The following is an 11,792-nucleotide window of genomic DNA, read 5'->3' on the forward strand; positions in this document are numbered from 1 at the left end:
GATTTTTCCTCCTTCGATGCCAATTGTGCGCCGTGCGATGAGGCTTGTGCAACGGCCGTTCCGAAATGCGGGGCGAAGGCTTTCGTCGGCTTTCTCGTTCCACTCCGCAGCGCGAAAGGCTTTTGCCGAAATTTGTGGCATGCCGACCGAAAAGCACCGCTCCATGTCGGAATAAAGGTAATGAGTGTTTAGGCTTATGCTATCTGAACCACACATTAGCAGTCGATGTTTGGTTAAATATCGTTGTATTTCGGGCTTTCTTGATGGAGTTTCCGATGTCCGTCGGGTAAATCTTGTATTTTTGCCGTTACTTTTGTCGGCAATGGGCAGACAAAGGTTTGTCACTACGTCGGAGAGGCGTATTTCCGCGTCGTCCGAATATTTTTGCAGGATTATCCAAATTATGAAGAGGACATTTCTCTTATTTCATTTATTATTGTTCGGCGTGTTGTCTGTTTGTGCACAACACCTTGTCGGGCGTGTGGTCGATGCCAAAAGCGGAGAGCCCACACCGTTTGTCAATGTTTCTTACGAAGGCGGAAAGGCTGGTATGCAAACCGACCTCGAAGGACGATTCAAACTACCGTTCAGAAAAGGGGAAAAACTCATCGTTTCGAGCATAGGCTATGAAACAACGACACTCCGCCCCAAAAACACCGACTCGCTCTTGATCAAAATCAAAGCCGTCGATTTCGGTTTGGGAGAAGCCACCGTTAGGGGAAAGCGCACCAAATATTCGCGCAAAAACAACCCGGCCGTGATCCTCATGGAGAAGGTGATTGCAGCCAAAAAGGCTGTTCGTCTTGACCGCAATGACTATTACAGCGTTGAGAAGTATGACAAACTTTCGTTTGCTTTGAGCGATGTCACGCCGAGAATTTTTGAAGACGGCGCACTCAAAAACTTCGCTTTCTTAAAAGAGCATGTCGAAATCTCCAAGGAAACCGGAAAACTCATTCTGCCGCTTTCGGTGGACGAAACCGTTTCGCAGGAAATCTATCGCAAAGAAAACAACGAGAAGAAAACCATCGTCAAAGGCCAGCGCACCACCGGCATGAACGAACTCATCGACACGGGCGACATACTCACGTCGATGTTGCAGGATGTGTTTACCGAGGTCAATATCTATGAAGATGATATTCGCTTTGTCCAATCGCAGTTTCTCAGCCCCATTGCCGGAAAAAGCGCGATCGCTTTCTATCGTTATTTCATCGAAGACACAACCTACGTGGAAGGCACGAAGTGCATCCAAGTCTCGTTCGGCCCCAACAATTCCAGAGATTTCGGTTTCACCGGTTCGCTCTACATACAGGCCGACTCTACCTATCGCATCGCCAAAGCCGACATCGGCATACCGATCAAATCTACCGTGAACTACGTCAAGCGCATCAACATAACCCAAACGTTCGATCGTTTGCCGTCGGGAGAGCAAGTGATGGTGAAAAACGATATGTTTGTCGTGTTGGAGGCGGCCAAGTTTCTGAAAACCTTGGAGGTGAAACGCTACACCGAATACTCCAACTTCTCTTTCACCCCCTTGTCGCCGCGTTTGTTCCGCTTCAAAGGAAACACCAAGATCGAACCCGATGCACGCATGCAGCCCGACGTCTTTTGGGGAGAGCATCGCACAGAGCAACTTACCAAAAGCGAAGGAAATATGTCGCTGCTCGTGAGCCGACTGCTCAATATGAAAGGGTTGAAGCCGTTTATCTGGGTTGGGAAGTCGCTGATCGAAAACTACGTGCCCACCTCCATAGATGAGAAAAATCCGTCGAAGCTCGACATCGGGCCCGTCAATACCATTGTGACCACCAATCCCGTCGACGGTGTGCGTTTGCGCGGATCGTTGCAATCGACGGCCAATTTCAGTCCGCATTTCTTTTGGCACGGATATATTGCCTACGGATTTCGCGACCAGCGTTGGAAGGGTATGGCCGATCTGACCTATTCTTTCAATAAAAAGAACTACCTCCCTATGGAGTTTCCCGTGTCGAACCTCACGTTCAACTTCTCTTACGACGTGATGACCCCCTCCGACCAATATCTCTCCACCGATAAGGACAACGTGTTTGTGGCCGTGAAGTGGGCGCCGATCAAGCACATGATGTACAGCCGCAGTTTCAAACTCTACTACGATCGGGAGTGGGAGAATGGATTGCAATGGAAAACGCAGTTGCGCCACGACAACACCGAACCGACTTATCACCTCTTTTATCAACCGGTTTCGGTGGGCTTGCACTACGATGACGAGGGAAAATACAATCCCCGCCCCTATGGGCCGGCCGATAAGGTCAGCTTGGCGGCACTCAACCGTCGCTTCCTCTCAACCACTGACCTCTCCATGCTGCTGCAATATCAGCCCGGAGTGGCCTACATCAACACCAAACAGCGACGCATCAGAGTCAATAAGGAAGCTCCCATTTATCGCATTTCTCACACGGTGGGAGTAAAAGGCATTGCGAGCGATTACACCTACAACATGACTGAAATCGGCGTTCGCAAACGTGTTTGGCTGCATTCGTGGGGGCGCATGGACTTCGACATGACTGCCGGCGCGCAGTGGAACAAGGTGCCTTTCCCGCTCCTTTGCATGCCCAAGACCAACCTGTCTTATATCTACGAAGACAGAATGTTTTATCTCGTCAATAACATGGAGTTTCTCAACGACCGCTACGCGCAGTTGTTGTTTAACTGGAATTTGCACGGGAAAATCTTCAACAGAATTCCGCTCCTCAAAAAACTGAAATGGCGTGAGCATATCGGGGTCAACTGTCTGTGGGGAAAACTCACCGATAAGAACAATCCCTATTTGGAACAAAACAAAGATCAGGTCGATTTGTTTTTCTTTCCCGGAGAGTTCAGGTACGACGGTTCGTATCGTTCAACGAGTCGAGTGATGAATCCCAAGCAACCCTACGTCGAGGCGGCAGTCGGCATACACAATATCTTCAAAATTCTCCATGTGGATTATGTGCGTCGTTTCTCTTATCTTGATGATCCGCAAACCTCTAAATGGGGTATCCGATTTACTTTTCGTGTGATTTTCTGATTTCGCGAAAAGACGAAAACAGCACTGTGTCCGCCGGATGCGGTGCTGTGTCGTAGATGGCGTGCCCTTTGTGTCGCCGAGAGTTTTTCAATTTTTCTTTCAACGTTGTTACGATGATGAAGTTTGCTGTTATTGCTGCGGGCGAAGGTGCCCGTTTGGTCGAAGAGGGCGTGGCGTTGCCCAAACCCCTCGTTTTGCTCAATGGCGAACCGATGCTGGATCGTCTGTTGCGCATCTTTTTTGACAACGATGCGGAAGAAGTGGTGATCATCGTCAATGAGCGACATCCGCAGACGGCCGCCCACGTGCGCAGTCTGATGGCGGAACACCCTCATCGCCGTCTGCGCTTAATCGTCAAAAACACCCCTTCGTCCATGCACAGCTTCGCGGAGCTTTCTCCCTATTTGGAAAACGCGCCGTTTTGTTTGACAACGGTCGATACCGTTTTTCGGGAAAAGGACTTCCGGGATTATATATCCGCTTTCAAAACCTCCCTCGCCGAGGGCTGTGACGGCATGATGGGCGTGACGGATTTCATCGATGACGAAAAACCGCTTTATATCCATACCGACGAGGAGATGAACATCCGTGGCTTTTATGACCGCCCCCATTCGTGTTGTCGCTTCATATCGGGCGGAATATACGCTTTGACGCCTCGTGCACTTCGCACCCTCTCGCGCTGCATGGCGGAGGGACAGAGCCGGATGCGCAATTTTCAACGCGGACTTGTGGCAGACGGCTTGAAACTGAAAGCGCATCTTTTCTCGAAAATTCTCGATGTAGACCATGTGACCGACATTGAGAAGGCTGAGCACTTTCTGCGCGGATAATCTTTTGCGGGCAGGCGCGGATGTCTGTTCGTACCGTTTTCAAATGTCTTTTTCTTCATCATTTTCCCTCTTGCCGTGATCTACCTCATTTCGCGCGATGCGCGTTTTTCGCCCAACAGCACGACGCGCGACGAAACTGTTTTCAAGGCCGTTGTGCTTCAATTCGTGTTGCGAGGCCGAGCCATTCGGACGCTTGATGAAAGCGGTTTGCCCGATGAACTTCCCGATGCCGAAGCCGTGCTCTCAATGGGGCGGTCTGTCGAAACTTTGCGCCGTTTGTCTGCTTGGGAGCGCGGAGGACTGCTCGTGCTCAATGCACCCGATGGTTTGCTCGAAAACAGCCGCTCCCGACTGTCGGAGCTGATCGCTCGGAGCGGAGTCGGCGCACGATATGTGGCCAATGAGCGTGAAACGGCGACCGTGGCCGAAAGGCTGTCTTTTCCGCTTTGGCTGAAACGCGGAGATGCCTGCGCGCAAACGGCCGGGGATGTCCGCTTTGTGACGACGCGCGAGGAGCTCGACGAAGCGATGACTTATTTCATGGAAAAAGGTTATGCCGATGTTGTTGCCGAAGAGCACCTCGAAGGGGATCTCATCAAGTTTTACGGTGTCGAAGGAACGGAGTTTTTCCGATACACCTATCCCACCGACGGCGGATTTTCCAAGTTCGGACTTGAAAAGCACAACGGAACACCGTCGTTCTTTCCTTTCTCTTCGCACGATTTGAAGCAAACGGCTGATGAAATTGCCCGATCGAGCGGAATGCTCTTCTATGGCGGTGATGCGGTGATCGGGAGCAATGGTGAGTTTTCCGTCATTGATTTCAACGACTGGCCGTCGTTTGGCGACTACGCCCAAGAGGCTGCCATTGCCATTGTCGAACGAACGCTCTCTTTGCTTCAAGACCGCAGTGCAGAGTGATGTTTTTAATTTTAGTAGGTGTTGGAAACAAATTGATGAGGTCAAAGAAAAAAACAACTGCCTACGAAAAAGTATCGTTCGTTTTTAACACCCATTTATGATACGCTTATGTCTTCCGATTCTCAACTCCGCTCCACTTTCAAAAGTCGCGACACCGAAGAAAATATCGACATTTATTTCACCCGCCCCATAGGATTGCTGTGGGCGAGAGCTTTCAATTCGTTTGGTGTTCACCCAAACGTTGTCACCGTTCTCAGTATTTTCATCGGAGTCGCAGCCGGTGTTTTTATGGCATTTGGCGAAGGCAGTTGGGAAAATACGCTCATCGGCATCGCTTTGCTGATGTGGGCTAATTTCTATGATTCGGCCGACGGACAAATGGCGCGCATGACGGGAAAGAAAACCCTTTGGGGGCGCATTCTCGATGGTTTCGCCGGCGATGTTTGGTTTGTCGGCATCTACGCCGCTATCGCTCTGCGCCTTATGCGCCAATCTGTTTTCCCGTTTTGGGACGAAAGTCCGTTGTGGAGTTGGTGGATTTTCCCTGTTCTTTACTACGTCGGTTTTCACATTCACGCCGTGCAAAGCCGTTTGGCCGACTATTATCGAAACATTCATCTCTATTTCATCAAGGGTGAGAGTGGCAGCGAGCTTGATCGTTCTGAAAAATTGCGCGAAGAATATCGCCGTTTGGCGTGGCGCGACCGCTTTGCATGGAAGTTGTTTTTGCGTTTCTATTGCGATTACACTGCCGGACAAGAGAAAGACACGCCTGCCTTCCAAGCCTTCAAACGCGAATTGGAAGCGCGCTATGGTCGTGTTCTGCCGGAAGAACTTGTTGCCGATTTTCGCCGAGGCAGTTTGCCGTTGATGAAATGGGCAAATGCCATTACGTTCAATTGGCGTGCGTTCACGCTCTACTTCTCCTTGTCGGTCGGTGTCGTGGTGCCGTGGTTCGTGGTGTTCTATCCGCTGTGCGAACTCACCGTGTTTCATTTCATTTATCTCCGTATGCGCCGTCGTCACGAAAGTCTGTGTCGCCGGCTTCACGCACAACTTCTCGCTTCATAGATTCTGCATGAAACCGCTCTATCGCAACCTCTTTTTGATCTTCGGACTTTGTGCCATCGGGATAATGGTGTGGCAGTTTCCCGAAGGGTGGGACGTCATCCGCCGCAATCGCACGGCCGTTTTACTGTATCTTCCCGGCGTGGTCGGCATTTGGGCTTTTGTTTATGCGTTCAACGCATGGGCTTTTCAGATGTTGGTCAATACTTCCGATCACGACAAACACCTCTCTTTTCGCCACGCCGTCAAACTGACGCTTTCGGGCTACGCTTTTTCTTACACCACGCCTTTTGGCTCGGGAGGAAGTCCCTATCGGGTCATGGAGCTTTCGCGCTTCATCGGCATGCCGCGCGCCGTTTCTTCCGTGGCACTCTATGCTATGATGCACGTGTTCAGTCATTTCTTTCTTTGGACAACTTCGCTCTTGGTCTTCGTTGTTGGCTATTTTGAGAAAATGTCGCCTTTCTTGTGGACACTCTTTGCGCTCTATCTTTCGGTGTTTTTGGCCGCCATTCTTTTTTTTCGTTACAGCTATAAGCACGGCATCATCGCGCGTTTGTTTCGCCTCTTTTTTTATATCCCCTTTTTGCGTCGTCCTGCACGCCGCTTTTATGAACGCAATTTAGAAGGCTTCCAAACCATCGATGCCAACATTCGTTTCCTCTACGAACATCCTCGACAACTTTGGGGATCGCTCGCACTCGAATATGTGGGGCGATTGCTCAATGCTTTTGAATTTTATTTCATTCTCTTGGCCTTTGGCATGTCCGGCGTTACTTTTGTCGAGGCTTTGATTTTGCTCGGCTTCTCTTCTCTCGTGGGCAATCTGTTGTTTTTCTTGCCCATGCAGATTGGAGCGCGCGAGGGGAGTTTGGCGGTGATCGTTACGCTTCTCTTTTCCGGTGTGCCCCAATCCATTGGCCTTTACGTTTCTTTTTTCACCCGCATTCGCGAGATCTTTTGGATCGTGGTCGGCGTTTCGTTGGTCAAAGTCGGCAATCGGCACCTCATGAAGTAGCCCTTTCCCCGCGGCAATTTCATTTCATTCCTTTTCATCATTCTCTTGCTTCTCATCAACAACATGAAAACCTTACTTTTCGATTATGGCGGAACACTCGACACCGCAGCCCGCCACTGGAACTATGTCTTGCTCGACGGCTATCGGCATGTGGCGGCTCGTTTCCCCGAAATGCGAAAAGTGGAGGGTGAAGCGTGGCGCAAGGCTTATGTTCACGGAGAGCGGATGTTGGCAAAATCGCCGGTGATTTCCCCAGCCGATGATTTCCGTGAGTTGCTCTTGAAGAAAATACGCATCGAAATCGATTTTCTTCGTGCCTCCGAAACTATCGTGCTTTCGTCCGAACAAGCCGAGAGCGCAGCCTCCCATGTGGCCGACTATTGCGACGGGTTTGCGCGCAACATCGTTTCCGAGAGTCGGAGCATTTTGGCGCAACTTGCCACAAGGGGGTATCGCTTCGTGCTCGTCACCAATTTCTATGGCAATATTCGTGCTGTGCTGCGTGCTTACGGCATCGACCGTTTCTTTCCCGACATCGTGGAAAGTGCCGTTGTCGGTGTGCGAAAGCCCGACCCTGCCATTTGGCAACTTGGCGTGGAGGTAGCCAGAGCAGCAGCCGATGAGTGCATCGCCATTGGCGACTCTTATGGTAAAGACATCGTGCCCGCACAAAAGATCGGCTGTCAAACCATTTGGTTCAAAGGCGAGGAATGGGAGGAAAAACAATATGACGAAACGCTCCCTACGCACATCATCACCCGCCTGTCGCAACTGCTCGACATATTGAAATAAATCCCTTGCCTAAAAACGACAATGCCCTCTTTCGTTCTTCGGAACAAAGGAGGGCATTGTTGAAGTCTTTGTGAGAAAGGTTTATCGTCTGTGGCGTTTGTTGCCTTTTTTCTCGCGTGGCGCATCGGGGCGATGCTGGCGAGGAGAGGGTGAGGTGTCGTGGCGCGATGCGTCTTTTCCATGCTTCTTCTTATCGGTGTGCCATGAGCTTTGCACCCGACTTCCGCCCAATCCCTTCGGATAGAGGCGTGCAATCAGGTCTGTGCGTCCGAGGCGTCGCAGCTCTTCGACGATGCGGCGTTGTTCTTCGGGTTTATACCAAAAGAAGAACATGTGTTGTTTGCGTTTGTCGTCGGGCGTATGTGCCGAAAACATCGGTTCGAGCGTGTAGGGATGATAGCCGCTCATCCATGCCTCGGTGCTCACGGTCATCGGAGTGGGCGTGAAGTCTTGCACCTGTTCGAGATGAAAGTCCAAATCTTTCGTAATGGCGGCGAGTTCGGCCATGTCTTCGGCTTCACATCCCGGATGCGACGAGATGAAGTAAGGGATAAGCTGTTGCCGCAATCCGGCTTCGCGGTTGATGCGTTCAAACACGGCTTTGAACTCATGAAACAAGCGGAAGGAGGGTTTGCGCATGAAGTGGAGCACGCGGTCGCTTGTGTGTTCGGGAGCAACTTTCAAGCGTCCCGAAACATGATTGACGATCAGTTCGCGCGTGTAGTCCATGGCCGCCTTTCGCAGTCGTTCGTCTTTGTAGGGGTGGAGCAGGAGGTCGTAGCGCACGCCCGATCCCACAAAGCTCTTTTTCATACCCGGAAGGGCATCGACCTCTTTGAAAATCTCCACGATCGGGGCATGGTCGGCGTTGAGATTGGGGCAGATGCCGGGGTGAATGCACGAAGGACGTTTGCATTTTTGGCAGATTGAGAGATTTTTCCCTTTCATGCCATACATGTTGGCCGAAGGGCCGCCGAGATCGGATAAGTAACCTTTGAAATCGGGCATCTGCGTGATTTTCTTCACTTCGCGCAAAATGCTCTCTTTCGAGCGGCTTTGAATGAATTTGCCTTGGTGAGCCGAAATGGTGCAGAAAGAACAACCGCCGAAACAACCGCGGTGCATATTGACCGAAAACTTGATCATCTCGTATGCCGGAATGGTTTTTCCCTTGTATTTGGGGTGGGGCAGGCGTGTGTAAGGGAAATCGAACGACCTGTCCACCTCGGCTTCCGTCATCGGAGGGTAGGGCGGATTGACCACGGCATATCGAGGGTCGAAGTTTTCTTTGGCTTTCTCTTCCGGCTTTCTCCAACGGCCGATTTGTTGCAAAATGCGTTGAGGTTCGAGTTTGTTGCTCTCTTCTTCGACATGTCGGAAGTTGGCCGCATGCAGTTTGCGGTCGCGCACACTCTCTTCGTGAGAGTGCAACACTATGTCCTCCTCTCCGATGCCTCCGGGAATGTCGGCCTCGTGCTCCAACGTTACGGTTTGTCGAATCGGATATTTCCGAAGCAGTGCTCTGAACTTCTCGGCGTCGGCATACAAATCTTCTTTATGGTGGCAGAGTTTGTTTTCCGTCAGATGACACAATTCGGCCATCGGCTTCTCCCCCATGCCATAAATGAGCAAATCGGCACCGCTTTCTTCGAGCAGGCAGGGGCGCATGGCATCTTTCCAATAATCATAGTGGGTGACTCGCCGCAACGATGCCTCGATGCCTCCCAACACGACCGGCACATCGGGATACAGCTCTTTGAGGATGCGTGTGTACACGATAGTCGGCATTTCCGGACGCATATCGTGTCGGCCGTCGGGACTGTAAGCATCCTCCGACCTTAGACGTCGTGCCGCCGTGTAGCGATTGACCATTGAGTCCATGTTCCCCGGCGCAATACCGAAAAACAATCGTGGACGACCAAAGCGTTTGAAATCGCGGAAGTCGCCATGCCAGTCGGGTTGGGGTACGATGCAGATGCGGAAACCTTCGGCTTCGATGAGCCGACCGATGACGGCCACCCCAAAAGAAGGGTGATCGATATAGGCATCGCCCGAAAAAAGAATGACATCGGGTTGTGACCAGCCGCGAAGTTCCATTTCGCGTTTGGTAGTGGGAAGCCAGTCAGTGAGTTGTGGCATGGCGGTGTTCTCGGAAAATGATCAAATCTGTTGATGTTGCGAGGCTTTTCACTCCTCAATCTCTTGACGGTGCTCCCGTCCGTTTTCCCATTCCAAGAAGAGAAGAATCAGGTTTTTCAAACCGAAGGCTTTCATCTTTTCATGATAAATCACGTCAATGCACAAATCAAGCAAATCTTTGGAATTCTCCGACGACGATGCAATCAGTGCGCGCACGTTGTGTTTCAGCTTGTCCAACACCTCTTCCGTCACATAGCCCGTCGAATCGACAAGATCTCGCAAAAGAGCATGTTTTTCTATCGTTTTCAAATTTGCTTCGCTCACGGTTAGGTGGCGTGTACCGCTTTCGTTGAGTTGGATGTCATACATGGCCTAAAAAATAAGGATTTCTTACTGCAAAAATACAATTTCTTTTCAATTCGCAACGCCGAATTTCGCAATACTCTTTCTCCGTTCCATGGTTTTCGGCTCTTCTGCGAAATTTCTTCCGCATTTGAGCCGAAAGCTCTCTCCCGGTCGATAACCTTCCTGCCGGATTGCTCTTTTTGCGGAAGCAGCGGAGGCAAAATCAATATTAATATGCGCGCGCGTGGGCGATGCCGTTCAAGTTGTTTTCCCTATCTGAATGGCAAACACAACTCCGCCTTGTGTAAAAAACAACCGGATAGGAAGAAGTCTTTTCTACTCGTTGCTTAGATTTTTCTACTCGTTATTCCGTTAGCACTACTCCTTGGGTAAGACGCGCACCGGCGCATTAAAGCATATTCGGACAAACCGAAGAGAAACCGGAACAATTCTCTGTGAAAAAAGCAACTTTCAGCCTTTACCAAGATTTTTTCTTCTTTTTCTCTACATTGTCTACACTTTCCTACTTAAATCACAGAAATATAGACTGTTGTGAATGTAGACAACGCAGAAAATAAACTACATTCGTTCTTACAACCTACACTCTGTATCGGGAAGGCGTTCAGCTGTCCGACATAGCAACCATGTAGGCAGTGTAGGTTTTGGGAAAATTTGTCTACACTCATTTTTATTCTGTGTATCATATACTTATCCTCTTTCCGTGTATATCGTTACACTGCCTGCCTACACTCGCATTTCGCTGATATACAGATATGTACAAGGTGTAGTGTATGTTTTTCGGCGATTTCACGAGATGATCATAGGGGGAATGACTCATTATGGGGCATTCCCCCTGAAAAACTATATTCCACAATGTCGCCAAAGGCGCGTTCGAGTGAAACGCGGAGAGGGTAGGGGTGGTTTTGCTGCGGTTTTATTTGAGGAGTGTGCTGTTTTATCACGGTCTTGAAAGGAGGATTTTTTGCCTCAAACTTGCTGTTTTTGTTAATTGTGGGTTTCAAATATCTGGTATTTGAGGAAATCTCATTTTTTTTTTCGTGTAAGGCTTGCAGCATAAGAAACTTTGTTCTACCTTTGCATTCGCAATCGAGACGCAAGGCGAACTTGCTTTCAGCACTACGCTCTCTGCGTTTCGAGGCAAATGAACTTTGACTTATTTACATAAACGAAAACAGAAGTACAAGAACAACGAGAGCATTTATTCGTAAATGCTCGGGTGAAAGATTTTCTGATGAAAATCGTTTTGCAAACGTCAATTTTTAGACTTCAAATAGATACGGCATCTTGAAACAGAAAAACAAATCATAAATATTTACAATGAAGAGTTTGATCCTGGCTCAGGATGAACGCTAGCTACAGGCTTAACACATGCAAGTCGAGGGGCATCGGGGGAAGAGCTTGCTCTTTCTGCCGGCGACCGGCGCACGGGTGCGTAACGCGTATCAAACCTGCCGCATACTCGGGGACAGCCTTGCGAAAGTAAGATTAATACCCGATGTTATTAAGTTCTCGCATGAGGATTTGATCAAAGATTTATCGGTATGCGATGGTGATGCGTCTGATTAGGTAGTAGGCGGGGTAACGGCCCACCTAGCCATCGATCAGTAGG

8 protein-coding genes and 1 rRNA gene are annotated in these 11,792 nt (G+C 49.9%); 7 read left to right on the top strand and 2 right to left on the bottom strand.

What is annotated here, in order from left to right; all coding sequences use genetic code 11:
* Positions 1 to 403: 403 nt before the first annotated feature.
* The 6 genes from EII14_RS05235 to EII14_RS05260 all read left to right on the top strand — a co-directional run bounded on the left by EII14_RS05235 (position 404) and on the right by EII14_RS05260 (position 7,678).
* Entirely contained in the window at positions 404 to 3,049 is a 2,646-nt protein-coding gene (locus tag EII14_RS05235; protein WP_124931509.1) for a DUF5686 family protein, read from the top strand.
* 116 nt (positions 3,050 to 3,165) lie between these two features.
* A complete protein-coding gene (locus tag EII14_RS05240; RefSeq protein ID WP_124931517.1) occupies positions 3,166 to 3,879 on the top strand; it encodes an NDP-sugar synthase in 714 nt (237 codons plus the stop codon).
* 75 nt (positions 3,880 to 3,954) lie between these two features.
* Positions 3,955 to 4,800, top strand: a complete 846-nt coding sequence (locus EII14_RS05245) for a hypothetical protein (RefSeq protein ID WP_124931510.1) — start codon at positions 3,955 to 3,957, stop codon at positions 4,798 to 4,800.
* A gap of 108 nt (positions 4,801 to 4,908) precedes the next feature.
* Entirely contained in the window at positions 4,909 to 5,871 is a 963-nt protein-coding gene (locus EII14_RS05250; protein WP_124931511.1) for a CDP-alcohol phosphatidyltransferase family protein, read from the top strand.
* A gap of 7 nt (positions 5,872 to 5,878) precedes the next feature.
* Positions 5,879 to 6,886 carry a lysylphosphatidylglycerol synthase transmembrane domain-containing protein gene (locus tag EII14_RS05255; protein WP_124931512.1) on the top strand — a complete coding sequence of 336 codons (1,008 nt, stop codon included), beginning with the start codon at positions 5,879 to 5,881 and terminating at the stop codon, positions 6,884 to 6,886.
* 63 nt (positions 6,887 to 6,949) lie between these two features.
* On the top strand, positions 6,950 to 7,678 hold the full coding sequence (locus EII14_RS05260) for an HAD family hydrolase (RefSeq protein WP_124931513.1): 729 nt from the start codon (positions 6,950 to 6,952) through the stop codon (positions 7,676 to 7,678).
* A gap of 81 nt (positions 7,679 to 7,759) precedes the next feature.
* On the opposite strand, the gene EII14_RS05265 is transcribed toward EII14_RS05260, so the two are convergent.
* Complete coding sequence (locus tag EII14_RS05265; RefSeq protein WP_124931514.1) at positions 7,760 to 9,817, bottom strand: YgiQ family radical SAM protein; 2,058 nt, start codon at positions 9,815 to 9,817, stop codon at positions 7,760 to 7,762.
* A 48-nt stretch (positions 9,818 to 9,865) separates the two neighbouring features.
* Positions 9,866 to 10,186, bottom strand: coding sequence for a hypothetical protein (locus EII14_RS05270; RefSeq protein WP_124931515.1), 321 nt, complete (start codon positions 10,184 to 10,186; stop codon positions 9,866 to 9,868).
* 1,311 nt (positions 10,187 to 11,497) lie between these two features.
* Here EII14_RS05270 and EII14_RS05275 point away from each other — a divergent pair.
* Positions 11,498 to 11,792, top strand: a 16S ribosomal RNA gene (locus EII14_RS05275); the annotation flags it as partial.

The organism is Alloprevotella sp. OH1205_COT-284 (assembly GCF_003859795.1).
Lineage (GTDB): Bacteria > Bacteroidota > Bacteroidia > Bacteroidales > Bacteroidaceae > Alloprevotella.

Excerpts from the sequence above, each read along its gene's own strand:
- EII14_RS05270 (WP_124931515.1), bottom strand. The coding sequence starts at position 10,186 with ATGTATGACATCCAACTCAACGAAAGCGGTACACGCCACCTAACCGTG.
- EII14_RS05260 (WP_124931513.1), top strand. The coding sequence starts at position 6,950 with ATGAAAACCTTACTTTTCGATTATGGCGGAACACTCGACACCGCAGCC.
- EII14_RS05250 (WP_124931511.1), top strand. The coding sequence starts at position 4,909 with ATGTCTTCCGATTCTCAACTCCGCTCCACTTTCAAAAGTCGCGACACC.
- EII14_RS05240 (WP_124931517.1), top strand. The coding sequence starts at position 3,166 with ATGAAGTTTGCTGTTATTGCTGCGGGCGAAGGTGCCCGTTTGGTCGAA.
- EII14_RS05255 (WP_124931512.1), top strand. The coding sequence starts at position 5,879 with ATGAAACCGCTCTATCGCAACCTCTTTTTGATCTTCGGACTTTGTGCC.
- EII14_RS05265 (WP_124931514.1), bottom strand. The coding sequence starts at position 9,817 with ATGCCACAACTCACTGACTGGCTTCCCACTACCAAACGCGAAATGGAA.
- EII14_RS05235 (WP_124931509.1), top strand. The coding sequence starts at position 404 with ATGAAGAGGACATTTCTCTTATTTCATTTATTATTGTTCGGCGTGTTG.